Annotated in this window: 20 protein-coding genes; 11 read left to right on the top strand and 9 right to left on the bottom strand. The window is 54.9% G+C overall.

The window, feature by feature from the left end:
• Positions 1–6 precede the first annotated feature (6 nt).
• On the bottom strand, positions 7–2,049 hold the full coding sequence (gene prlC, locus PAGR_RS01385; protein ID WP_014604806.1) for an oligopeptidase A: 2,043 nt from the start codon (positions 2,047–2,049) through the stop codon (positions 7–9).
• A gap of 371 nt (positions 2,050–2,420) precedes the next feature.
• On the opposite strand from prlC, the gene PAGR_RS01380 reads away from it, so the two are divergent.
• Together PAGR_RS01380 and PAGR_RS01375 are read left to right on the top strand one after the other, a co-directional pair.
• On the top strand, positions 2,421–3,263 hold the full coding sequence (locus PAGR_RS01380) for a 23S rRNA (adenine(2030)-N(6))-methyltransferase RlmJ (protein ID WP_013027606.1): 843 nt from the start codon (positions 2,421–2,423) through the stop codon (positions 3,261–3,263).
• Positions 3,264–3,324: 61 nt separating this feature from the next.
• Entirely contained in the window at positions 3,325–4,140 is an 816-nt protein-coding gene (locus PAGR_RS01375; RefSeq protein WP_014604805.1) for a CPBP family intramembrane glutamic endopeptidase, read from the top strand.
• Between the two features lie 3 nt (positions 4,141–4,143).
• Here the strand turns inward: PAGR_RS01375 and rnz are convergent, their stop codons facing one another.
• Entirely contained in the window at positions 4,144–5,055 is a 912-nt protein-coding gene (rnz, locus tag PAGR_RS01370; RefSeq protein ID WP_014604804.1) for a ribonuclease Z, read from the bottom strand.
• A 124-nt stretch (positions 5,056–5,179) separates the two neighbouring features.
• Between rnz and gorA the strand changes: the two genes are divergently transcribed.
• Positions 5,180–6,532 carry a glutathione-disulfide reductase gene (gene gorA, locus PAGR_RS01365; protein ID WP_014594830.1) on the top strand — a complete coding sequence of 451 codons (1,353 nt, stop codon included), beginning with the start codon at positions 5,180–5,182 and terminating at the stop codon, positions 6,530–6,532.
• 59 nt (positions 6,533–6,591) lie between these two features.
• Here the strand turns inward: gorA and PAGR_RS01360 are convergent, their stop codons facing one another.
• Positions 6,592–7,722, bottom strand: a complete 1,131-nt coding sequence (locus PAGR_RS01360; RefSeq protein ID WP_014604803.1) for an ROK family transcriptional regulator — start codon at positions 7,720–7,722, stop codon at positions 6,592–6,594.
• Positions 7,723–8,021: 299 nt separating this feature from the next.
• Between PAGR_RS01360 and PAGR_RS01355 the strand changes: the two genes are divergently transcribed.
• The 7 genes from PAGR_RS01355 to PAGR_RS01325 all read left to right on the top strand — a co-directional run bounded on the left by PAGR_RS01355 (position 8,022) and on the right by PAGR_RS01325 (position 15,085).
• Positions 8,022–8,795, top strand: a complete 774-nt coding sequence (locus PAGR_RS01355; protein ID WP_014604802.1) for an inositol monophosphatase family protein — start codon at positions 8,022–8,024, stop codon at positions 8,793–8,795.
• Between the two features lie 292 nt (positions 8,796–9,087).
• Positions 9,088–10,188 (top strand): ABC transporter ATP-binding protein, encoded by a 1,101-nt coding sequence (locus tag PAGR_RS01350; RefSeq protein ID WP_014604801.1) that lies wholly within the window; start codon positions 9,088–9,090, stop codon positions 10,186–10,188.
• Positions 10,185–11,051, top strand: a complete 867-nt coding sequence (locus PAGR_RS01345) for an ABC transporter permease (protein ID WP_014594834.1) — start codon at positions 10,185–10,187, stop codon at positions 11,049–11,051. The genes PAGR_RS01350 and PAGR_RS01345 overlap by 4 nt, the downstream gene beginning before the upstream one ends.
• Positions 11,051–11,887, top strand: coding sequence for an ABC transporter permease (locus tag PAGR_RS01340; protein WP_014594835.1), 837 nt, complete (start codon positions 11,051–11,053; stop codon positions 11,885–11,887). Before PAGR_RS01345 ends, PAGR_RS01340 begins: the two co-directional genes overlap by 1 nt.
• A gap of 31 nt (positions 11,888–11,918) precedes the next feature.
• Positions 11,919–13,022 carry an extracellular solute-binding protein gene (locus PAGR_RS01335; RefSeq protein WP_014594836.1) on the top strand — a complete coding sequence of 368 codons (1,104 nt, stop codon included), beginning with the start codon at positions 11,919–11,921 and terminating at the stop codon, positions 13,020–13,022.
• A 37-nt stretch (positions 13,023–13,059) separates the two neighbouring features.
• Positions 13,060–13,806: a glycerophosphodiester phosphodiesterase family protein gene (locus tag PAGR_RS01330; protein WP_013027616.1), complete on the top strand. Its 747-nt coding sequence runs from the start codon at positions 13,060–13,062 to the stop codon at positions 13,804–13,806.
• Positions 13,807–14,005: 199 nt separating this feature from the next.
• Positions 14,006–15,085: a porin gene (locus PAGR_RS01325; protein WP_013027617.1), complete on the top strand. Its 1,080-nt coding sequence runs from the start codon at positions 14,006–14,008 to the stop codon at positions 15,083–15,085.
• A 106-nt stretch (positions 15,086–15,191) separates the two neighbouring features.
• Here PAGR_RS01325 and PAGR_RS01320 read toward each other — a convergent pair whose 3' ends face one another.
• The 4 genes from PAGR_RS01320 to PAGR_RS01305 all read right to left on the bottom strand — a co-directional run bounded on the left by PAGR_RS01320 (position 15,192) and on the right by PAGR_RS01305 (position 19,280).
• Positions 15,192–16,127 carry an alpha/beta hydrolase gene (locus PAGR_RS01320; protein ID WP_013027618.1) on the bottom strand — a complete coding sequence of 312 codons (936 nt, stop codon included), beginning with the start codon at positions 16,125–16,127 and terminating at the stop codon, positions 15,192–15,194.
• 170 nt (positions 16,128–16,297) lie between these two features.
• Positions 16,298–16,636 (bottom strand): hypothetical protein, encoded by a 339-nt coding sequence (locus PAGR_RS01315; RefSeq protein WP_015699351.1) that lies wholly within the window; start codon positions 16,634–16,636, stop codon positions 16,298–16,300.
• A gap of 30 nt (positions 16,637–16,666) precedes the next feature.
• On the bottom strand, positions 16,667–18,010 hold the full coding sequence (locus PAGR_RS01310; protein ID WP_013027620.1) for a cation:proton antiporter: 1,344 nt from the start codon (positions 18,008–18,010) through the stop codon (positions 16,667–16,669).
• 61 nt (positions 18,011–18,071) lie between these two features.
• Positions 18,072–19,280 carry an MFS transporter gene (locus tag PAGR_RS01305; RefSeq protein ID WP_014604800.1) on the bottom strand — a complete coding sequence of 403 codons (1,209 nt, stop codon included), beginning with the start codon at positions 19,278–19,280 and terminating at the stop codon, positions 18,072–18,074.
• 93 nt (positions 19,281–19,373) lie between these two features.
• Here PAGR_RS01305 and PAGR_RS01300 point away from each other — a divergent pair, with 93 nt between their 5' ends.
• Positions 19,374–20,306 carry a LysR family transcriptional regulator gene (locus PAGR_RS01300; protein WP_014604799.1) on the top strand — a complete coding sequence of 311 codons (933 nt, stop codon included), beginning with the start codon at positions 19,374–19,376 and terminating at the stop codon, positions 20,304–20,306.
• A gap of 61 nt (positions 20,307–20,367) precedes the next feature.
• Here PAGR_RS01300 and PAGR_RS01295 read toward each other — a convergent pair whose 3' ends face one another.
• Positions 20,368–20,871, bottom strand: a complete 504-nt coding sequence (locus PAGR_RS01295; protein WP_014604798.1) for a TIGR00645 family protein — start codon at positions 20,869–20,871, stop codon at positions 20,368–20,370.
• A gap of 54 nt (positions 20,872–20,925) precedes the next feature.
• Complete coding sequence (kdpD, locus tag PAGR_RS01290; RefSeq protein WP_013027624.1) at positions 20,926–23,601, bottom strand: two-component system sensor histidine kinase KdpD; 2,676 nt, start codon at positions 23,599–23,601, stop codon at positions 20,926–20,928.
• Positions 23,602–23,604: the final 3 nt, after the last annotated feature.

Raw genomic sequence — 23,604 nt, 5'->3', positions numbered from 1 at the left:
TACGGCTTATCCCTGAATACCGTAGTGTTCCAGCATGGCATCCAGCTGTGGTTCACGACCGCGGAAGCGTTTAAACAGCTCCATAGGTTCTTCTGACCCGCCGCGCGTCAGAATATTGTCGAGGAAGGACTGCCCGGTTTCCCGGTTGAAAATCCCCTCTTCTTCAAAGCGCGAATAGGCATCTGCTGCCAGCACATCGGCCCACAGATAGCTGTAATAGCCCGCTGCATAGCCACCCGCAAAGATATGGCTGAAGGCATGAGGGAAACGTCCCCACTCCGGGCTGGGGACCACGGCGACTTTGCTTTTCACTTCGCGCAGGGTTTCGAGAATCTGTGCACCTTTTTCCGGATTGAATTCGGTATGCAGGCGGAAGTCGAACAGGCCGAACTCAAGCTGGCGCAGGATAAACAGCGCCGCCTGGTAGTTTTTCGCCGCCAGCATTTTGTCCAACAGTTCTTTAGGCAGTGGCTCACCGGTTTCGTAGTGCCCCGAAATAAACGCCAGTGCTTCCGGCTCCCAGCACCAGTTCTCCATGAACTGGCTAGGCAGTTCCACGGCGTCCCATGGCACGCCATTAATGCCGGACACGCCCGCTGCCTCGATGCGCGTCAGCATATGGTGCAGGCCGTGACCGAACTCGTGGAACAGGGTAATCACTTCGTCATGCGTAAACAGCGCAGGCTTGCCGCTTACCGGACGGTTGAAGTTACAGGTCAGGTAAGCCACCGGTTTTTGCAGGCTCCCGTCCGCTTTACGCATTTGGCCCACGCAGTCGTCCATCCATGCGCCGCCGCGTTTGTGTTCGCGAGCATAGAGATCGAGATAGAAACTGCCGCGCAGCTCGCCGCTTTCATCGAACAGATCAAAGAAGCGGACATCCGGATGGTAAACATCGACGTCAGTGCGCTCTTTCGCGGTAATACCGTAAATGCGCTTCACCACTTCAAACAGGCCGGACACTGCACGCGACTCCGGGAAGTAAGGGCGCAGCTGTTCATCGCTGATGGTATAAAGATGCTGCTTCTGCTTTTCGCCGTAGTAGCTGAGATCCCATGGGTTCATGGTTTCTACGCCAAACGCTTTCTGCGCAAAAGCGCGCAGCTGCGCCAGCTCTTTCTCACCCTGTGGACGGGCGCGATCGGCCAGATCGTTCAGGAAATCGATCACCTGTGCCGGGCTCTGTGCCATCTTGGTGGCCAGGGATTTATCCGCGAAGGAGTCGAAGCCCAGCAGCTGCGCCAGCTCGTGCCGCAGCGTCAGCTCTTCCGCCATAATCGGACCGTTATCCCATTTACCCGCGTTAGGGCCTTGATCGGAGGCGCGGGTCGAATAGGCGCGGTACATCTCTTCGCGCAGCGCGGCATTATCGCAATAGGTCATGACCGGCAGATAGCTGGGGATATCCAGCGTCAGTAACCAGCCTTCCTGCCCTTTGGCTTCCGCCTGGGCTTTCGCTGCGGCCAGCGCGCTTTCCGGCATGCCCGCCAGCTCGCTTTCGTCCGTAATCAGCTTGCTCCAGCCCATTGTGGCATCAAGCACGTTGTTACTGTAGGCCGAGCCCAGCTCGGAAAGACGCGCGGCAATTTCGCCGTAACGCTGCTGCTTGTCTTTTTCCAGACCGATACCGGAAAGCTCAAAATCACGCAGTGCGTTATCGACCGCTTTCTGCTTTGCCTGATCCAGCGAAGCATAATGACTGCCTTCTTTCAGATCGCGGTAGGCCTGATAAAGCCCTTCGTGTTGGCCCACCCAGGTACTGTATTCAGACAGCAGCGGCAGCGTTTGTTCGTAGGCTTCGCGCAGTTCCGGACTATTTTTAACCGAGTTCAGATGGCTGACCGGTGAAAAGATACGGCTCAGGCGGTCATCGGTTTCTGCCAGCGGCTGAACCAGGTTATCCCAGGTGTAAGGTGCGCCTTGCGCCACCACTTTTTCCACCATTGCGCGGCATTCATTCAAAACGTCGGTTACGGCGGGCACCACATGTTCAGGCTTAATCGCTGAAAACGGGGGAAGTGTGAACGAGGTGAGTAACGGATTGGTCATAGCGCAGTCCTTTAACAATGTGTGGGGCGCGACGGCTCGCGCGACGCAATTTAATTAACATGCGGTCGGATATCACGAAAATCAATGGCGCGACCGACGGTGATTTCAACAATGGTGCGAATAGTGATCCTTCTGACAATGAGATCAATCATAGCTGAGGACAAAACAGGCTATCACTTTCCTGTCGCTGAATACGTAACGGAGGTTAACAGCCTGTGGCAGATTGCTATGCAAAGTGTAAAGCGGTCTGAACAGGGAAAACCGGCTTCACGGGCGACGGATGCGCGAAATGCCAGCAATTATTCCCGTCTGTCGGTATAATCGGGCCAATATCACTATTTTTAGCTTCAACCGCGGAAATCCCCTTTTTTATGCTGAGTTATCGCCACAGTTTTCACGCCGGCAACCATGCCGATGTGCTTAAGCACACCGTACAAAGCCTCATCATCACCGCCCTGAAAGAGAAAGAAAAACCGTTTTTCTATCTTGATACACATGCAGGCGCAGGACGTTATCAACTGAGCGGCGAGCATGCAGAGCGTACCGGCGAATATCTGGAAGGCATTGGACGCATCTGGCAGCAGCCGGATGCGCCCGCACTGCTGCAACCCTACTTTGATGCGATTCATGCCCTGAACCGCAGTGGAACGCTGCGTTACTACCCAGGCTCACCACTGATCGCCCGCCACTTGCTTCGCCCGGAAGATAAGATTCAACTGACCGAGCTGCATTCCAGCGATTTTCCCATGCTGCGCACTGAGTTCAGTAAAGACAGCCGCGCGCGCGTTGAAAAGGCCGATGGCTATCAGCAGTTAAAATCAAAGCTGCCCCCGCTTTCACGCCGTGGGCTGGTGCTGATCGATCCGCCTTATGAAATGAAGAGTGATTACCAGGCGGTCGTCAAAGGCATTCAGGAAGGCCACAAGCGCTTTGGCACCGGCGTTTATGCCCTGTGGTATCCGGTTGTCATGCGTCAGCAAATCAAGCATATGCTGCGCGATCTGCAGGCGACCGGCATTCGAAATATCCTGCAAATTGAACTGGCCGTGCGTCCTGACAGCGATCAGCGCGGGATGACCGCCTCCGGCATGATTGTGATCAATCCCCCCTGGAAGCTGGCCGATCAGATGAATACGCTGCTGCCGTGGTTACACCAGAAACTGGTACCGGCAGGTACAGGTCATTTCAGCGTAAACCAGATCGTTCCTGAATAACGCCTTTCCCGTTTAGCGTCGCCGGTTCAGTTACGGCGGCGTGATATCGCAGGTCATTTTTATGTGGATTATTCTGGCAGGCGCCCTGGCGGCTCTGCAACCGGCGAAACGCCTCTCTCTGTTACTGCTGGCACTGGCAACGGCTCTGGGTGTATACCAGAACGTGCTGGACTGGCCCGTTACCCTCGTTTTTGCTGCGGTGGCAGCGCTGGTCGCGTTTCGTATTTACGATCGCCGCAGTCGCGTGTGGCAGGGCATAAGCGAGGTGCTCCTGGTCGTGATGGCCGCTGCGCTGCTGCTGCATCTTATTCCCGGCTTTAACAATCCGCGTCAAATCGATGCCGTTCAGGTAGGCGCACGCAGCCTGCCCTTCTCTTTTTCATTTAATTTTGACAAAGCCCTGATCCCCTTCCTGTTGCTGGCCTGTATGCCGACGCTGTTCAAAGCTGAGGCGCACCCACCGCGCACGCCTCTGTTATGGCTGGTACCCGTGGCGGCGATTCCGCTGCTGTTAGTCAGCGCGGTAGGACTGGGTGGCCTGGCGTTTGAGCCACACCTGCCTGACTGGCTGGGCGCGTTCGCACTGGCCAACCTGTTTTTTGTCTCGCTGGCAGAAGAAGCATTTTTTCGTGGCTATCTACAGCAGCGGCTGCGCCAGAAATGGGGCGGCACAATCGCCCTGGTGGCCACCGCCTTGCTGTTTGGCCTGGCGCATGCGTCCGGCGGCGTACTGCTGATGATATTTGCCGGGCTGGCCGGGCTAATTTATGGCCTGGTCTGGCACTGGAGCGGCCGGCTTTGGCTGGTAACAGCCTGCCATTTTGCACTCAACATGGTTCATCTGTTGTTGTTTACCTACCCGGCACTGATGCATTAGTCGTTACAGCGTAAAGACGGCCAGGTCATACGCCATCTCGGTTTCGGGGAAAATGGCCTGGCACTCTGCCAGCAAACGCGTCATATCTCTGGCGAGATAGCGTGAGCTAAAATGCGTGGCGATCATCCGTTTTGCACCGGCCTGCTTTGCTACTGTAGCGGCCTGCACGGTAGTTGAGTGACCGCGCCCGTTGGCTTTTTCCGCCAGCGCATCCTCCAGCGTGGTTTCGTGCACCATCACATCCACATTGGCCGCCAGCTGTAACGCCACCTCGGTGGGTGCCGTATCGCCAAAAATCGCCAGGGTTTTTCCTTTGGTGGACGGCCCCAAATACGCCGCGCCATCAATGGTGCGTCCATCTTCCAGCGTAATACGTTCTCCCTGCTTCAGCTGTTGATACCACGGGCCACGTGGCACACCTTCCGCTTTGAGACGTGCGGCATCCAGAAAGCCGGGCTTGTCTCGCTGTTCAATACGATAGCCAAAGCAGTCAATAGTATGATTCATCGGCCAGGCCGTGACACGAAACTCGCCATCATCCAGCACCTCGCCCGCCGCAATCTCGATCACCTCAAGCGGATAGTCGGTGTACGAGCTGGACAGGGAAAGTGCGCTATCGACAAAGGCTTTCAGTCCTTTTGGACCGTAAACCGTCATCGGCGTGGTCAGCCCGGCCATTGAACGGCTGGTAAGCAGGCCCGGCAGGCCAAAAATATGGTCACCGTGCAAATGGGTAATAAAGATTTTATCGAGCTTGCCGGGTTTAAGATCGGATCGCATAAACTGAAGCTGAGTGCCTTCACCACAGTCAAACAGCCAGGTGTCGCCACTGCTTGCCCGGGTGAAGGCAATGGCGGTGACGTTACGCTGCAAACTGGGCGCGCCACCGCCCGTGCCAAGAAAAGTCAGGTGCATGCTATGCTTCTCTGTAAGTAGTGGAAAAATATGGCCTGTTACAATCATAGGCGCAATTTTTGCGACACCGTGCCCTGCGGCGTTACACTCTATATCAATTTCCATGTAACCGGATGAGACTTCAATGACCCGACATTATGACTATCTCGCCATCGGCGGCGGCAGCGGCGGTATTGCTTCGATTAACCGTGCAGCAAGCTATGGCCAGAAGTGTGCCTTGATAGAAGCCAAAGCGCTGGGCGGAACCTGCGTCAACGTAGGCTGTGTGCCGAAAAAAGTCATGTGGCATGCCGCGCAAATCGCCGAGGCCATTCATCTTTACGGGCCTGATTATGGTTTTGATACTACGGTAAACCGCTTCGACTGGGGCACGCTGGTCAAAAACCGCAGCGCCTACATCGACCGTATTCACCAATCATACGACAATGTTCTGGGGAAAAATAAGGTCGATGTCATCACCGGCTTTGCCCGTTTTATTGATGCGCATACCGTTGAAGTCAATGGCGAAACCATTACGGCCGACCATATTTTGATCGCCACCGGCGGACGTCCAAGCCATCCCTCTATCCCCGGAGCGGAATACGGAATTGATTCAGATGGCTTCTTTGAACTGGACGCGCTGCCAAAACGGACCGCGGTGATCGGTGCCGGTTATATCGCGGTTGAGCTGGCAGGCGTGGTCAATGCGCTGGGCTCGGAAACCCATTTATTCGTCCGTAAACATGCCCCGCTGCGCAGCTTTGATCCGCTGATTACCGATACGTTGGTTGAGGTCATGAACGCGGAAGGCCCAACGCTGCATACCGAGGCGACACCAAAAGCCGTCGTGAAAAATGCCGATGGTAGCCTGACGCTGCAGTTGGAAAATGGCAGTGAATACACCGTGGATTGCCTGGTCTGGGCGATTGGCCGGGTGCCGGAAACCGACAGCCTGAATATCGAGGCGGCGGGCGTTGCGCTGGATGAAAAAGGCTATATCAAGGTCGATAAATTCCAGAATACCAACGTGCCAGGCGTTTATGCCGTTGGTGATAACACCGGTGCCGTTGAGCTGACGCCGGTAGCGGTGGCGGCAGGTCGTCGCCTGTCTGAGCGGCTGTTTAATAACAAACCCGATGAGCACCTGGATTACAGCAATATTCCTACCGTGGTGTTCAGCCATCCGCCGATCGGCACCGTGGGCCTGACGGAGCCGCAGGCGCGCGAGCAGTACGGTGATGACCAGGTAAAAGTCTACAAATCGTCCTTTACCGCAATGTATACCGCGGTGACCCAACATCGCCAGCCGTGCCGCATGAAGTTAGTCTGCGTCGGCCCGGAGGAGAAGATTGTGGGTATTCACGGCATCGGCGGCGGAATGGACGAGATGCTGCAGGGCTTTGCGGTGGCGTTGAAAATGGGCGCGACCAAGAAAGACTTTGATAACACCGTGGCGATTCACCCGACCGCGGCAGAAGAGTTTGTGACGATGCGTTAATCCGCTTACGCGCATAACGTAGCGCTGCCCGCTGACCCTGTGGTCTGCGGGCAGCAGCCTCAATTAAAATAGGTCTCCCGCAGCGGCGTCAACGCCGCCCCCAGCGCCGAACTGTCCCCTTCGATCTCGCTCAGCAGAATATCCGGATATTCCGCAGAAATATTCCAGCGTTTACCCGAACTGATGCGCGGCATGGCTAAAAACATTTCGCCCAGCTTACGGGGAATCTCGCCCCCTAATATGATGGCTCCGGGATCGATCACCGCATTCATGGCATCCATTGCCCGATGCAGGTTTGGCGTGACGTCTTCTACCCACTGTTGCGCAATCGGCCAGGCCGGATCGAATTTATGATTGAGATCGCGAATATCTTTAATTTCAATACCACCGTTACGTAAGCGATCGATCAAGATCCCCAGGGCCGGGCGCAGCTTGCCCTCTTCCGGCGTAAAAATACGGCTGATCTCCCCCGCATTTCCAAACGCACCCTGGAACGGTTTACCGTTAATCACGATGCCACCGCCAAAACCATAATTAAAAGAGAGATAGCCAAAGGTATCGTATTTCAGCCCGGCGCCTAAAAAGGCTTCAGCGTGCGCCGCCGTTGTGGCGTTATTTTCAATCCATACTGGTCGATCAAATAACATGGTAATTTCACGGCGCAGATCGATGCCCATCCAGTTTTTTAAAGGTTCAGGCGGATTGAAATACTTTCGTGATTCATAAAGAAAGCCCGCCATGCTGTATCCCACACCACAGACTTTGTCCGGCGAAATACCGTATTGTTTCAAGGTATCCAGATAGTGATGTTTGATATTGAGTAAGGTACGGGCAGGATCGCGCGGATGCGTATCCAGTACGCAGTATTCTGTAATACCGCCCCGGAAATTAATCAGGCTGGCGGCAACGCTGTCTGAGTTAATAGAGATGCCGTAACCATAACGCGCATTCGCATTCAGTGATAACGATGGGCTGGGCTTGCCTCTTCCCTGGGACGGTGATTCCCCCAGGCTGAGAAAGCCGTTTTCGGTCAGCGTATCAACAATGCGGTGAACAGATGACTGATTCAGAATGGTTTGCGAAACCAGCGAGGAGCGGGAAATGCCATCGTTGCGGCGGACAAGCTCAAGAATGAGTTTTTCACTGCGATTAAGTTCGACTTCATGACCAGCGGAATATCCATGAACCACAGCGTTGTCCTCACCGTATTTAATAATGGGTTCTGTTAATACCCTAGCATGCTTTTATGCAGGACGAATAGTAAAGGCCCCTGCCTTTACGTTTTAATAAAATGTGCTGCTTTTCAGCTTCTCCGGCCCGGTTTTTCCCGATCATAAAAGCATCATAATAGTGAAACATAACGGAGAGACACTCTAATATCATGCAATGAGCATTATATTAAAAGCGAGCCTTATGTCCGGATGGGCACTTTCATTTGCGTAGGGTTCTGTCTTCATTCACATGCTTCTTCTTATACATCAGGTAAACAATGGAAACGCGCTTAAAGGTTGCTGAACGCATCGCACAAGAGGCTTCACTTTTGGCTCTTGACTATTTCAGACAGCTGAGTGAATTAGCGATCTGCGAAAAAAGGCCGCAGGATGTCTTCAGTGAAGCCGATCGGGAAGTGGAAAATCTGATTCGGCAGCGCCTGGAACACCATTTCCCACAGGATTCTGTTGTTGGGGAAGAGCATGGCGGTGAGCTCAGCGCCAGCTACTGGTCTGTTGATCCTATCGATGGTACGAGTAACTTCCTGCGCGGCTCGTCATTGTGGGGGATTTCTGTTGGCTATGTGCACAATGGCGAGCCGGTTATGGGCGTGATCGTCCATCCGGTATTAAACCTCATGGTGAGCGGCGGCAAAGAGACAGGGGTTTATCTGAATGGTGAACCCTTTGAACGGCCAGTGGTCACCGAGGCGCTGAAAACCGTGGCGATTGGCGACAGTCCATCATGGGATTTCACCCATCAGCTCTGTATTGAAAAGGCCTATCGGGACGACGGCTGGAATGTGGTGCGCTATCGCTGTGCCACCGTAGGCTTAACCTTTAGCGTGCTGGGTTACGTTGACGGTTATCAGGAATGTTTTAGCAGCATGTGGGACGTTTCTGCGGGTTATGCACTCTGTAAAGCGGCCGGACTGGATGCGCATCTTGCCGGCACACAGGAAAAAAGCAGTACACATGTTAGTGTCGGTACGGCTGAAATGAACCGCCTTTCCGCCCAGTTTATCCCTCACCCTCGTTTTACTCCCGCCTGACCACGCATTGCCCCCGGCTTACCTCATCACTGCATTTCAGGACAGCGTTCCCACGCTGTCCTGCCCTCTGTGCGCTTGCTGATACAACGACCTTGTTCTTCGCCTCAAATATTAATCACAACGCATTAAAATAGTTAGCGCGTTAAACGTACGATTTCAAAGTAACCCTTCATTTAACTGTTATATATAGGTTTTAAAAACTTAATAAATTCTTAACCTGTCTGAAATTGCTTAAATTCACTACAGCAAATTATTATGCGTCTCGCATTAATTAAGAAGTCCCTGGCATTATATGACGGAGCAGCCCAACGTGAACACGCTAGAAATACACAATGCCATGCTGACGTTCGACGATTTTGTCGCGCTGAACGGCATTTCACTGCAGGCCAAAAAAGGACAATTTGTTTCCCTGCTTGGCCCATCTGGCTGTGGCAAAACCACGCTGCTTAAAGTTATTGCCGGCTTTTACAGTCTTGATAGTGGCGAAGTACTGATCCACCAGCAGGACATGCATCATGTAAAACCTGAACATCGCGACACGGCGATGTGCTTTCAGTCCTATGCGCTTTTTCCTCACCTTTCCGTTGCTGAAAATATCGGGTTTGGCCTCAAGCAAATGAAGATGGCGAAAACGGACATTCACGATCGCGTCGCGCAGACCGCCGCTCAGGTATCGCTGAATGCGCATTTGCCTAAACTGCCAGCACAGTTATCCGGCGGTCAGCAGCAGCGCGTGGCGCTTGCCAGAGCGCTGGCCGTGCGTCCGGAAATCGTGTTGTTTGATGAGCCGCTGTCAAATCTGGATGCCAAATTACGCGACAAGGTACGACTGGAGATCAGACAGCTTCAGCGCTCCCATGGGTTTACCGCCATTTATGTTACCCACGACCGTGCAGAAGCCTTGTCGATGTCTGACATTGTAGTGGTCATGAATGCCGGAAAAATTGAGCAAACCGGTACGCCGGATGAGATCTATTATTCCCCGGTAAACCGCTTTGTCGCCGGTTTCGTCGGTCAGGCTAACGTCATGAAAGCCCGCGTAGTGGATAGCGACAGCAGCACCGGTATTTATCGCATTGCGTGCGTACTGGGCGAAATGGAGATCCATAGCCATGTGCCGCCCGTCTCGGACAAGGTCTATACCTTCTGGCGCCCTGAGGATGCCTTACTCAGCGAACACAGTGCCGGGAAAAACACGCTGGCCTTCGAGATCGGTGCGGTGAGTTTTCTGGGCAACCTTTCTGAACTCCAGGTTCATCCGCTGGGCCATGAAGAAACGGAATATCAGTGGTGTATCCAGCTGGTCGGTAAAAACCACATTCGCGAAGGTGACAACGTTAATTTCTCTATTGCGCCAGACAAGATCCGCTTTTTACGGGAAAGCTATTCATGAAAACGCGCAACCGGAACAGGCTCTGTTGGTTGCTGGTCCTGCCTGCGGTCGCGCCGGTCATCATCACTCTGGTGCTGATTGTGATCATGGCGTTGGCGCAATCCGTTGGCCTGTTTAATTTTGGCGCACCGGCGCACTTCACGCTTCAGTACTGGCAAACCATTCTGAATGACAGCCAGCTGTGGCGCGCGACAGGCTATTCGCTCAGAATCGGCGTGCTCAGTGCAGTGCTGTCCGTTGCCCTGGCGCTTCCGCTGGCACTGTGGCTGAGAAAGCCGTTTCCCGGCTCGATGCTGATGGGCGGCTTACTCAAAGCCCCGCTGATGGTACACGGACTGGTGGCTGCGCTGCTGTTTATCAACCTGATTTCCTGGCAGGGCTTTATTAACCTGGGCTTGCTCAAGCTGGGGATCATCTCGCACCCCATCAGAATGCAGAATGACCGCTGGGGAATTGGCGTGATTATTTTGCAGGTCTGGAAACAGCTTCCCTATGCGCTGCTTATCATTACCGGCAGCCTGCGCGCGATTGGTGACGAAATTTTTAATGCCGCGCGGGATTTAGGCGCCGGCAAGACTGCCCGGTTGTTACAGATCATCCTGCCCTTATCTATCAAGTCCGTTCAGGTATCGCTGGTGCTGATCTTCATCGGCGCCTTGGGTGACTTTTCATTTCAGGTCGTTGCGGGGCCAACCAGCGTGTTCTCTCTTTCGCAATACATGCTGCGCTTCCCTGAAATCAGCGCGCAGGGCTGGAATCTTGCGGCCGTTGTCGCGGTAATTTTGATGCTGGCGGCTTTTATCGGTGCAGTGGTGCTTGCCACCCTGGCGAAGTGGCTACAACAAGCCGGAGAACAGAGATAATGAAAGCCAGAGAGACGTTATCCCCGCTGCGAATCGTCATGATGATCCTTATCACCGCCCTGTTTATGCTGTGGCTGGTTATTCCCTTTATGTTGACCGTCCTGTGGTCACTGGTCGATAAAACCCATCCGTGGGCATGGCCAGATGCCCTGCCGCCGGTTCTCTCACTGGGACGCTGGGTGGAGGTATGGACCACGACCGCGTTACCCCAGGCGCTCAGGAACAGCTATTTACTGGCGGCAACCGTCTCCGTCTGCACGCTGATGTTGGCTCTGCCTGCCGCGTGGGCGTTTGGCAGAATGTCGTTTACGGGCAAACACCTTTTACAGAATGCGATCTTACTGCCGCTTATCGTTCCGGGCTTTGTCGTCGCGCTGTTTTTTTCCATGTTGCTCAACGTGGCGGGCATTCACAGCCGGTTTGGTGGCATTTTGCTGGGGCATATTATTATCTTGATGCCTTATGCCGTGCGCATTCTGACCCTGTCATTTTCGCAGATACGCCAGGACACGCTCGATGCAGCACGAGATATGGGCGCTTCGGTGATCAACCGTTTTTTAGTGGCCTGCCTGCCCACCATCAGACCGGGAATATTTGCTGCATTAATTATTGTCTTTACGTTATCAATAGAAGAGTTCGCCATAAGTTTCATTGTTGGCTCACCCGATTTTATTACCGTCCCTACCATTCTGTATTCTTATCTGGGTTATAACTTTATTCGACCCAACGCGGCGGTTATTTCTTTAATGCTGGTTGTGCCAAATGTCATGTTGATGTTGATTGCAGAAAAATTACTGACAAAAAATCCTGTCGCCTCCTTTGCAGGAAAAGGCTGACAGTCTTTAACACGCGTTATTGGGGAAAAATATGTTCAGACTCGTTGCTGCAATATTATTGCTGGCCGGGGCTTTCTGTAGCCAGGCTCAGGATTTAACCTCGATGAACTGGGAACAGATTGTCGAACAGGCGAAAAAAGAAGGGAAATTAACCTGGTATCAATGGTATTACCAGGACCGTTTAAAAGAGCAGGTTAGCCTGTTTGAAAAACAGTACGGTATTAACGTTACCCTGTCTGAAGGCACATTACAGGGCAACATTAATAAACTCATGGCTGACCGGGGACGGGAAACGGGCGATATTGATGTGTTTTCGATTGGCGGGGGCGCATTCGGTACCGTATCGCCTCAGCAAACGTTTTTTGGCCCGCTTAATACACTGCTGCCGGAAGGCAAAACCCTGAACTACACCATTGAGGGAACGGACAGTAAAGGCTATGGCGTGGCATTTTGGGGCAACCAGACCGGTCTGGCCTACGATTCGCGCCGCCTGAAAGAAAGTGAGTTGCCACGAACCCTGCCGCAGATTACGTCCTTCCTGCAAAGTCATCCTCAGGAATTTGGCTTCAACGTTGAAAACGGCGGTTCCGGCCCGGCCTTTATTGAATCGGTGACGCGCACGCTGGTACCGGGTTTTGATTTCACCAAAGGCGACGCAGATGTAAAAAGCCTGACGGCTCTGCAGCCCGCCTGGAACTGGTTCAAACAGCAGCGCCCCAACTACATCATTACGGCCTCCAACGCCGACAGCGTCACCCGACTGGTCAGCGGTGAGTTCCTGCTGGTCCCCGCCTGGGAAGATTACCTGGTGGGATTAGAAAACCACGGTGAAGTCCCGAAAACTATCCGGCTGTATATCCCCGATTTCGGCATGCCCGGCGGCGGAAATATGGTGGCGATACCTAAAAACGCGCCCCACAAAGCGGCAGCGTTGCTGTTTATCCACTGGTTGACCCTGCCTACCACCCAACGGCTGTTCCAGCAGGTTTATGGCATTACGCCTCAAAACAAAGAAGTGAATCGTGATGCCGGGCTGATCAATAGCAAAGAGCGCGTTCATGGCACTCAGTTCATGCCTAAACCGCTGGGTGATGAAGTCAGGACCGAATTCTCTAACCAGGTTTTGCTTAAGTAGACCTGCGATAAAACCCTAACAGAAGGTAAAGCCAAGAATGTCGACCAAAAAACACCCTGCACGCGTAGTGAACGCCCGCCTGATTGCCCATCGGGGAGCACCGCTGCTGGCACCGGAAAACACGCTGCCTTCGTTTCAGGCGGCGGTTGAACGCGGAGCGACGTGGATAGAGGTGGATGTCAAACTCACCAAAGATATGCACCCGGTCATTATTCATGACGATTCCGTAGACCGGACAACGAATGGCAAAGGCTATGTGGCAAATTTAACCCTGGATGAGATCCGGTCGCTGGAGGCTGGCGTGTGTTACGGCCACCTCTTTAAAGGCGTGAAAGTGCCTACGCTGGCTGAAACTGTGGGCTTTGTACTGGATAAAGGCGTCGGGCTGCAACTGGAAATCAAACCCACCTCCGGGCAGGAAGTGGAAACGGCGGAGATTGCGATCGCTCAGTTGAAGTCGTTGTGGCCAGCGAGCGAGAAGAAGTTATTTATCAGCAGCTTCTCTGAGATTTCGCTGCAGGTTGCCGCCAGGCTGATGCCTGACGTACCGCGTGGGCTGGCAGTTTGCGTCCCGCCAAAAGACCCGGCGGCGCTCCTCGCCAGAACAGGTTGCCAGATCCTGCATTTCCTGGGTGACTTCGCAACGGACGAAGACCTGACGCGCCTGGCCCGTTCAGGTATTGAATTCGCGATTGCCACGATCAACGACCCGGTGCTTGCCCGAAAATATATTGATGCGGGCGCACAAACGGTATTAAGCGATATACCCGACTTGGCATTTTGAATAAAAAGTTCATCAGGATCTTCTCTGCCTGAATGCAATAACACCAGGGAAAGCCATTATAAAAAATGGCCATAAATTTTATGGCCGCTATACCCATTTTATTATTTATTCATTAAATAAGACGAAAGTGATATTGAAATAAATACCGCCCTGAGCGGTAACATCCTCATGCTTCAGTTAACTGATAAGGGTAGATGATATGCACAATAAAATAAAAACAGTCGCGCCGTATGCAATGTGTTTTCTGGTCTCATTTTCTGCATGCTCCGCCGAGATTTATAATAAAAGTGGAAATAAGCTCGACCTGTACGGTAAAGTCGATGCGCGCCATGTTTTCTCAGATAATATTGCAGAAGATGGCGACAACTCTTATGCGCGCCTGGGTTTTAAAGGTGAGACGCAAATTAATGATAAGCTTACCGGTTATGGTCAATGGGAATATAATTTCCAGCTGAATCACAGTGAAGGCGGTAGCGATGCGCAAACGGGTAATGCCACACGCTTAGGGTTTGCCGGTCTGAAACTCGCCGACTTCGGCTCGTTCGATTATGGCCGTAGCTTTGGGGTACTGTATGTTGCCTCTGCCTATACGGATATGGCACCGATCTATGGTTCCGGCACCATGACCACCAACGATAACTTCCTGTCAAAACGCTCAACCGGCCTCGCGACCTGGCACTCTCCGGACTGGGGCGGGTTAAAGTTAACCCTGCAGTATCAAGGGAAAAATGACCGCTCAACCGCCAAACTGGCTAACGGAGATGGTTACGGTGCTGGCCTGACTTACAGCATTACCGATGGGCTGAGCATTGCGGCGGCAGGGATGAAAGCAAAACGGACACTGACTCAGCAAGCTGACGGTCAGGGAGACGATGCCACCGCCTGGGTAACCTCTGCAAAATATGACGCCAACCAGATCTATCTGGCCGCCATGTATGGCGAAGCCAATGACGTTACGCCTTATGGACAGCTGGCACAGGTCGCCGACAAAACCCATAACTTTGAGGCGATTGCACAGTACCAGTTCCTGAACGGTTTGCGCCCTTCTGTCGGTTTTGTCACGCAGCGTGGCGAAAACCTGCAGGGCGCTGGGAATTTTGCCGGGGGCAGCCAGACGATGCAGAAATATATTGCGGTGGGCACCTATTACTATTTCAACAAGAACATGCTGACCTACGTGGACTACCGCATTAACTTACTGAAGGAAAACGATTTTACGCGCGCCACCGGCATTACGACGAAAAACAGTATCGGTATGGGCCTGACCTATCAATTCTGATCCGCCTGTTGCTGCTTCGTCCTGTGTTGCTTCAATCCTGATCATCGCTCATTTAGCGAGGCCGGCAAATGCCGGCTTTTTTTACGCCTGCCGCAGGAAGCGTCAGTCAGGACAGAACGGAGGCGTGCCTGACCGCCAATGCGCCCTGACTGAGGTTTTCCAGCCATTTAACATAGGCCTGATCCCACAGCGCGGCAGGTGTACCCGCTTTGCCGAGTCCAAAACCATGCCCCCCGCTGGACAGCTGAATCAGCTGCACCGGTACGCGGTTGCGGCGACAGGTGTCACGCATGAGCTGGGTGTTAAAGGGTTTTGAGGTGTGATCGTCTCCGGCCTGAGCCAGGAACGTGGGCGGATAGAGATTCGTCACATAGTTTTGTACTGACCAGCTGGCTTCTTCTTGCGGACTGGCGTCATTGCCCACCATCATCAGGTGCGTGTTGGTATGCTGATAGGGCGCTTCAAGCGTAATCACCGGGTAAATCAGCCCAACACTGTCGGCTTTAGGGACTTCCTGATCCAGCCTGTCCACCGGCGGATATGACTGAAATTCCGGGCGCGCCGCCGCCATGCCCAGTAAATGCCCCCCAGCCGAAAACCCCAGGACATGCACTTTTCGTTCAAACGAACGTATCAGGCGCAGCGCGCGCTGTGCATCCTGTAAGGGCGCGAGGTTGCCAGCCTGCCATTTCTCGCGCGGTAAGCGGTAGCTGAGCACATAGGCGGTATAACCGTTAGCATTTAACCAGTGCGCGACGGGCCAGGCTTCGCGTCCCATACCAATCCACCGGTAGCCTCCCCCGGCCGCAATCAGCACCGCTTCGCCATTGGGATTTTCTGGCCTGAAGCGTTGAATCGCCGGGCTGACAATATTCGACCACGAACCCCAGGCGTCCACGCGCAATGTTCCAGACGGCCCACCGCCGCCGGGCGGTTCGTCCGGCCAGAGAGGAATAATATCATCGCGGGCAAACAGTTTGCTGGTAGCCAGTGAAAGCGCAAGCGCTCCTGTGCCGAAAATAAAGCGTCGACGCGTAATCATGATGCCTGTTAAATCAATGCCATAAAGGTCAGCCGACCCTTTTGGCCCGCTGCGTTTTTATTATGTATCGCACATTTGGTTAAGACGCTGGCGATTATGTACGCAATCGGTAGGGAAAATCCATTAAAAAACGCGCCATTTTAGCGCGTTTATTGGCGAATTAACTGCGGTTAATCTTCCTGCTGAAACTGCGTCATCACCGTTTGTTCACACTGTTGAGTATTGGTGCGGAGTTTGGCGCGTTCTTCATCACCCAGCTGCAGCCAGGCGCTGGCCACTTCATTGGCCAGCTCTTCATCAAATTCAGGCTTGCTGACGGCAGAGGAGGACTGCGATCCTGCCACGCTGGCCTTCATTTTTTCCACATACTGGTCGGCTGTCGAAACGCTTTTTTCACTGCTGACAATGTGACACAGCTGGCTTGCATACACGCTTTCTTCACTATTGTCTTCCGCCAGCGCACTGCCCGACGCCAGCATGCTCAGCAACAGTATCTGAGATATTTTCATCATCTACTCCCGTTATCAATTAATTCACTCTCATGACTGGCGTTGTTTCGCCTCCAGTCGGGCCTGGCGCCAGTTGAGCAGCGGCGTCACCGAAATGCCGTGAACCACGATACTGCACACCACCAGCGTCAGCGCCATATCAGCCATTATCGTTGCTTCTGCGCCCCCCATGCCATGGACCCAGGCGAACGCAATATAGTTAAGGCTCCCAATACCGCGGATACCCAGCCAGCCAATCAGCAACCGCTGAGGAAGCGGCATGCCCGTCCCGAGGGTAACCAACCACACCGCCAGGGGGCGCACCACGATAAACAGCAGCAGTCCAAGGAAGATGCCCTGAATGTTCCAGTGGTATGCCATGGTTACGCCCAGTACCACCATCATGATGGCAGCCAGCAAACGTTCAATAGTATCGCCAAAAGAAAGCGCGTCGCCTACTACTAAACCAACGGATTTCACCATGCCACTGCTGCGTTGCTGCAGGCGCTTGTTGGGATTGACCAATGCCTCTGCAGGCAGTAACCGATCGTCGTCCGACATATCGTCTGGCTGGTAACGTTTAAAGACGCCCAGCTCAGCACGGCGCAGCCCAAGACCGGCGGCAAAGGTGGCCAGAAAGCCTGAAGCACCCAGCCATTCCGCCAGGGCGTAGCTAAGCGCGATCAACGCCAGCGCCAGAAAGTCGTTGGGGGCGCAATCCCCATGCGCATTGCGAAGCCGGGTGGCCAGTAAGCCAACGAGTCGGCCCAGGCCAAATCCCAGCAGGATACCGCCGCCGATGGCCCACACGACGTCGACAGCAGCCCAGTGCGCCAGCATGCCTGCACTGAGGTTTTCGCCGTTGAACAGCAGCAAAGCCAGCACCAGCAACGGCAGCGCTGAACCATCATTCATGCCCGCCTCGCTAGAAATGGCGACGCGCAAGGCGTCATCGTCCTGCGCGTCGCTCACCGAAATCAGGCTAGCCAGTACCGGGTCGGTGGGCGCAACAATTGCGCCAAACGCCAGTGCAACGGGCCAGGACAACCCGACCAGCCAATGAGACAGCAGCGTCATGGCCGCCACCGTCATCAACATCGCCGGAAAGGCCAGTAAGCCTCCGGCTCGCCAGCTTTTCGCTTTAAGCGGCAAGCGTAATTTGAGCCCCGTAATAAACAGTGACGCAGCCATCGTGATTTCGGTAATGTGCGTCACCAGTTCCGCATGGCGAATGATATCAATCTCGATAACATCAAACATCCACGGCCCACAGGCGATCCCGGCTAACAAGAAAAGACCAAAAGAGGTCACTGGGCCACGGTGGATCCACCCTGATGCCAGTGACATTAATAACAGAAGACAGCCCGTCGCGGCGGTCCAGGCAATAAAGTTCATAACGCACCGTTTTAATTGAGTTTATGACTAAGCCTGGCACATTTGCTGACGGGCGGAAGGATCAGTCCTTGAGGTGACGACTGGCGAGCCGCACCATCAGGCTGGCAGCGGCGGCGAGCGTGGACAACACCACAACGCCATTCCAGCCCCAGTGGGCAAGCGCCAGGCTGCCCAGCGCCGCACCGCTGGCCATGCCGATAAACACGATGGTAAACAGTAGGGCGTTAAGACGACTACGTGCATCGGGTACCAGACCATAAATCAGCGTTTGATGGGCGACCAGCGTGGCCTGCACGCCTAAGTCGAAACCAAGCGTGCTGATAACGATGACGACCAGCTGACCGGGGAGCGACAGCAGCGGCAGCAAAAACATCAGGGCGAAGGCCGCCGTGACCAGGCCGGCACCAAACTGGGTCACGCGTGCCGGGCCGAGTCGATCGGCCAGGTTACCCGCCAGCGGCGCGGCCAGTGCACCCGCCGCCCCTGCCAGACCAAAGGCACCGGCGATGGCACTGTCAAAGTGAAAACGTTCGCTGAGCATGATCGCCAGCGTAGACCAGAAGGCGCTGAAGCTGACAGAAAGCAGTCCCTGAGCCAGGGCCGCGCGCCGCAGGGTCTGGTGTTCGCGCCACAGGTGAACCAGCGATAAAAGCAGGCGGGGATAGCTTACCGACGTGCCGGGCGTAAAGCGCGGCAGTACACGCCACAACGTCAGGCTAATCAGAAACACAGCCAGGGCCGCGATAATATACATGGTGCGCCAGCCAAAATACTCTGCCACCATGCCGCTGACGACCCGGGAGAGTAAAATGCCTACCAGTAATCCCGTCATTACCGTACCCACGGTTTTACCCCGGCTGTGCGCCGGTGCCAGCGCCGCCGATGCCGGAACAATATCCTGCGCCACGGTCGCCGTCAGGCCGGTGACAAAGCTGGCGATGAGCAGCGCGCTGATACCGCCGGAAAACCCACACAGCAGCAGCGCCATCACCAACAGCAGCCCTTTGATCAAAATTATCGTGCGGCGATCGTGGCGATCGCCAAGCGGGGCCAGCAGCAGAATACCTAAAGCATACCCGGCCTGCGTTAGCATCGGCACCATGCCTACGGTGCTCACACTGACCTGAAACTGCTTACCGATGATATCCAGCATCGGCTGACTGTAGTAAATCGAGGCCACGCTCAGGCCCGCGCCGGCAGCCAGCGTAAAGACCAGGGGGGCGGGCAGGCGTTCAGTTGAGTGGGGAGTCATAGTTTTTACCGCTGACATGGTTACATCCTCAAAAAATAGTGTGGCAAGTAAAGCCTGTTTTTGACATACGCGGTAGACTAATAAAAAGCAAAACTGTTATACGTGGAACGCATGAGCAATTTCAGTAACAGCGATCGTATCGAACTGATGCACACCTTTATTCGCATTGTCGAAAGCGGCAGTTTGTCTGCCGCAGCGTTGCAACTGGGTATTACGCAACCGACAATCAGTCGCCGGTTGCAGTCTCTTGAGCAGGGGCTGGGGCTGAAACTGATTCTGCGCACCACCCATGCGCTGAAGCTGACTGATGATGGTGAGCGTTGCTATGCACAGGCCCGGCAGCTCCTGGCAACCTGGCACGCGCTGGAAGATGAACTGACCGGCGCCGGCAGCGATCCGGTTGGCATCTTGCGGGTGCGCGCGCCCCACGCTTTTGGCCAGGATCAGCTGGTCACACCGCTGGTGAACTTTATGCGCCGCTATCCGCGTTTGCGCATTGAATGGATGCTGAACGACAGGACGCCAGACTTCGTCGCCGAGAACGTGGACTGTGCGATTCAGGTGGGGGCGCTGACCGACCCTTCTGTTGTAGCCGTGCTGCTGGCCGAAGTGCCGCGCATTGTTGTCGCTGCGCCCGCGCTGCTTCAGCAATATCCCCCGATTAACCAGGCGGCGCAACTGGGCGATTTGCCGTGGCTGGCGCTGACGAGTTTCTACCGTAACGAGATCGCATTACAACATAAAGACAAGGGGGAACCGATGAATCTGCCTATCGTTCCCCTGCTCAGCAGCGACAGCCTCTTCGCCGTGCGCAAAGCTGCGCTGGCGGGGCTGGGAACCGCTATTCTGTCGACATGGGTCATTCAGGAGGATCTGGCACAGGGCAATCTGATTCAGCTTATGCCGGAATGGCAGGCTCCCCCGTTGCCAGTCTGGCTGACCTATCCGTGGGCGAGCTATTATCCCGCCAGGCTGACCGCCTTCTTTGCCATGATCAAAGCGGTATTTCCGCATCTGACGGGCGCGCGGCCCGCTTCAGCCTGAAACAGGCCTCCCCCACCGGGGAAGCCGTGTCACCGGACGGCGTCCGGGGGGTTGCCGTCGATCAGACGTTTTTCTTTTCCGCTCGCGACATGTTGTCCAGCCAGCCCATCACGAAGGCAGACAGGACAAAGGTCAGGTGGATGATGACGTACCACATCAGCTTGTCGTTTTCGACATTGCGCGCATCCATAAACACCCGCAGCAGGTGAATGGAGGAAATCGCCACAATCGAGGCCGCGACTTTATTTTTCAACGAGCCGGAATCCATCTTGCCCAGCCAACTCAGCTTCTCTTTGCCCTCGTCAATGTCGAGTTTGGACACAAAGTTTTCGTAGCCTGACAGCATAACCATGACCAGCAGCCCACCCACCAGCGTCATATCCACCAGCGACAGCAGCAGCAAAATCAGATCGTTTTCTGCAATGCTAAAAATGTTGGGCAACAGGTGAAAAATTTCCTGGAAAAATTTGACGGTGAGCGCCAGCAGTCCCAGCGAAAGTCCAATGTAAACCGGAGCCAACAACCAGCGCGATGCATACATCAGGTTTTCGGTAAAACGTTCCATAATTTCCCAATCATAATCAGTAAGGTCGCGCATTATAACCGATCATCTGTGAAGTTATTTCAAGCCTTCAGGAGAAATTTCAGGAACGGGTGGAAGTGGTAAAGAGAGACGAAAGCAGGCACCGCCTTCAGCACGATTTTCCGCCCAGATCTGACCGCCGTGGCTTTCGATAATCGTTTTACAAATCGCCAGTCCCAGCCCAACGCCCGGTACGGCCGATTCTTTATCACCGCGTGAAAATTTATCGAAAATCCGCGTCAGGTCGTTTTGGGCGATGCCCGGCCCGCCATCCCAGATGGCGATTTCCAGCCGGGTATTTTCACACCAGGCACGTATGCCGCGGGGCGCACAGTTGCCAGCGTACTTCAGGCTGTTTTCAATCAGGTTGGTAAATACCCGCTCCAGCAACGTACTGTCGCCTTTGATCAGGACAATATCTTCAGGCAGGTCGAGTTCGACCTCTCTTCCCTTGAGCGACGGCGCCATGCTACTGAGCGCGCCGCCAATCACCTCTTCCAGCGCCAGCCACTCTTCGCGTAAATTCAGGCCGCCTGACTGAATACGCGCCATATCCAGCATGTTGCTGACCAGACGAATGGTACTCAGGGTTTGTTCACGAATCTGGCTGGCCTGGGGCACATACTTTGAGTTATCGCTGGCCAGGTCCAGCATCAGCATTTCTGCCTGACCAAACAGCACCGTCAGCGGGGTACGTAAATCATGGGAGAGCGCCGACAGCAAAGCATTACGCAGCTGCTCACGTTCAGCTGACAGCCGGGAAGCCGCCTCACTCTGGGACAGCGCCATCCGCTCCAGGGCATTGGCAATCAGCACGGTGAAGGTTTCCAGCAGCCGTTGCTGTTCCGGCACCATCAGCTGACGCACATTCTGCGGTTCAACCACCAGCAATCCGCGACACAGATCGCCCACTTTCAGCGGCAGAATTTGGTAGGGCACCGCCGGTAAGGTGTCCGTGCCTGCGCCTGCTGGCTGGCCCTTGCTGAAGCTCCATTTCGCGATAGCCCAATCCGGTTCGTTGCCCGGCAGCGCGTTGCCCAGCGTGTGCAGTTCGCCCTGCTCATCGGGTAGCAGCAGCAGGCATCGCGCCTGTAAGGTCGCCTCCAGCACCCGCTGGCTGGTTGCGGCGATATCTTCAGGCGTCAGGCCGCTTCCCAGCGACTTGGCCATTTCATAAAGCTGCCGCGTGCGCTGCTCCCGGTAACGGGCAACCCGCGCCTGGTAGCGAACGCCGGCCGTCAGGTTGCCAACAATAACCCCGACCGCCAGCATCACCCCAAAGGTCACCAGGTATTGCAAATCCGAGACCGCGACCGTGCCGGTAGGTGCGACGAAAAACAGGTCAAAGGCAATGATGTTCATGACGGTGGCGATAACGGAGGGCCATCGTCCATAGCGCAACGCGACGATCACCACCGCCAGCAAATAGATCATCACACAGTTGGCCGGATCGAAGCTGATCAGAACCGACTGCCCTGCGGCGGTGACCACAATACACAGCACCAGCGCCATCAGTACGCCGCGCAGCTGCAGCCGCCATTTGTCGCTGTTAACCCGATCCTCGGCTAACGGATGGGGCGCATCCTGGATAGGCTCATTGAGCGCCACGACCAACAGATCCAGATCGGGACCCAACTGCCCCAGCCGCTCGGCAAAGCTGTCACGCCGCCAGCGGCGCGCCGGGCGTCGGCCTGTCACAATCTTACCCAGATTGTGTTCCCGCGCGTAACGCAGGACCGCCTGCGCCTCATCAGGGTCGGACAGCGTCGCCGTCTCCGCCCCCATATCCTGCGCCAGCTTCAGCGTGCGTAAAATGGCCCGACGCCGCGCTTCCGGTAGCCGGTTAAGCCGGGGCGTTTCCACGTAAACGGCATGCCATTCGCTGCCCAGCCTGGCGGCCAGCCGCGCCGCCGTCCGCACCAGTTTTTCGCTGCCGGTATCGTCCCCAATACACAATAAAATGGCATCACGCGTGTGCCAGACTCGATCGCGGCCCTGACTGTCGCGCCAGGCGCGCATCTGGTCATCGACCCGGTCGGCAGTGCGGCGCAGCGCCAGCTCACGCAGGGCATACAGGTTGCCCTTACGAAAGAAATTTTCGATGGCGCGTTCGGCACGATCGCCAATGTAGACCTTGCCCTCTTTCAGGCGCTGGCGGAGATCGTCAGGCGGGAGATCAACCAGTACCACTTCGTCGGCAGCGTCAAAAAAGGGATCGGGAACGGTTTCACGCACCTGAATGCCGGTGACGCCACCGACCACATCATTCAGACTTTCCAGATGCTGAACATTCACTGTCGTCAGGACATCAATGCCCGCCTCCAGCAGTTCCTCAATATCCTGCCAGCGTTTGGGATGACGTGAGCCCTTCACGTTCGTGTGCGCCAGCTCATCCATCAAAATTACTGCCGGATGGCGCGCCAGCGCGGCATCAAGGTCGAACTCCGCATGCCGCGAACGGCCCGTCGCCCGGCGCGGCAACAGCACCAGTCCGTTAAGAAGCTGCGCTGTTTCCGGACGTTCGTGCGTTTCCACTACGCCCACCAGCACATCCAGCCCCTGGGCACGCAGCCGCTGCGCCTCCTGCAACATGGCATAGGTTTTTCCTACGCCCGCACAGGCGCCAAAATAGATTTTCAGTTTGCCGCGATGGCTGTCGCTGCTGGTCTGCAGCAGCGCATCCGGATCGGGGCGCAGCGGTTCGTGGTTCATAGC

Source organism: Pantoea ananatis PA13 (genome assembly GCF_000233595.1).
Taxonomy (GTDB): Bacteria; Pseudomonadota; Gammaproteobacteria; order Enterobacterales; family Enterobacteriaceae; genus Pantoea; species Pantoea ananatis.
Note: the sequence above shows the minus strand (reverse complement) of the source record. Positions and strands in the feature narration are given on the sequence as shown.

Coding starts and splice junctions, on each gene's coding strand:
- prlC (WP_014604806.1), bottom strand. CDS start 2,049: ATGACCAATCCGTTACTCACCTCGTTCACACTTCCCCCGTTTTCAGCG.
- PAGR_RS01380 (WP_013027606.1), top strand. CDS start 2,421: ATGCTGAGTTATCGCCACAGTTTTCACGCCGGCAACCATGCCGATGTG.
- PAGR_RS01375 (WP_014604805.1), top strand. CDS start 3,325: ATGTGGATTATTCTGGCAGGCGCCCTGGCGGCTCTGCAACCGGCGAAA.
- rnz (WP_014604804.1), bottom strand. CDS start 5,055: ATGCACCTGACTTTTCTTGGCACGGGCGGTGGCGCGCCCAGTTTGCAG.
- gorA (WP_014594830.1), top strand. CDS start 5,180: ATGACCCGACATTATGACTATCTCGCCATCGGCGGCGGCAGCGGCGGT.
- PAGR_RS01355 (WP_014604802.1), top strand. CDS start 8,022: ATGGAAACGCGCTTAAAGGTTGCTGAACGCATCGCACAAGAGGCTTCA.
- PAGR_RS01350 (WP_014604801.1), top strand. CDS start 9,088: ATGACGGAGCAGCCCAACGTGAACACGCTAGAAATACACAATGCCATG.
- PAGR_RS01345 (WP_014594834.1), top strand. CDS start 10,185: ATGAAAACGCGCAACCGGAACAGGCTCTGTTGGTTGCTGGTCCTGCCT.
- PAGR_RS01340 (WP_014594835.1), top strand. CDS start 11,051: ATGAAAGCCAGAGAGACGTTATCCCCGCTGCGAATCGTCATGATGATC.
- PAGR_RS01335 (WP_014594836.1), top strand. CDS start 11,919: ATGTTCAGACTCGTTGCTGCAATATTATTGCTGGCCGGGGCTTTCTGT.
- PAGR_RS01330 (WP_013027616.1), top strand. CDS start 13,060: ATGTCGACCAAAAAACACCCTGCACGCGTAGTGAACGCCCGCCTGATT.
- PAGR_RS01325 (WP_013027617.1), top strand. CDS start 14,006: ATGCACAATAAAATAAAAACAGTCGCGCCGTATGCAATGTGTTTTCTG.
- PAGR_RS01320 (WP_013027618.1), bottom strand. CDS start 16,127: ATGATTACGCGTCGACGCTTTATTTTCGGCACAGGAGCGCTTGCGCTT.
- PAGR_RS01315 (WP_015699351.1), bottom strand. CDS start 16,636: ATGAAAATATCTCAGATACTGTTGCTGAGCATGCTGGCGTCGGGCAGT.
- PAGR_RS01310 (WP_013027620.1), bottom strand. CDS start 18,010: ATGAACTTTATTGCCTGGACCGCCGCGACGGGCTGTCTTCTGTTATTA.
- PAGR_RS01305 (WP_014604800.1), bottom strand. CDS start 19,280: ATGTCAGCGGTAAAAACTATGACTCCCCACTCAACTGAACGCCTGCCC.
- PAGR_RS01300 (WP_014604799.1), top strand. CDS start 19,374: ATGAGCAATTTCAGTAACAGCGATCGTATCGAACTGATGCACACCTTT.
- PAGR_RS01295 (WP_014604798.1), bottom strand. CDS start 20,871: ATGGAACGTTTTACCGAAAACCTGATGTATGCATCGCGCTGGTTGTTG.
- kdpD (WP_013027624.1), bottom strand. CDS start 23,601: ATGAACCACGAACCGCTGCGCCCCGATCCGGATGCGCTGCTGCAGACC.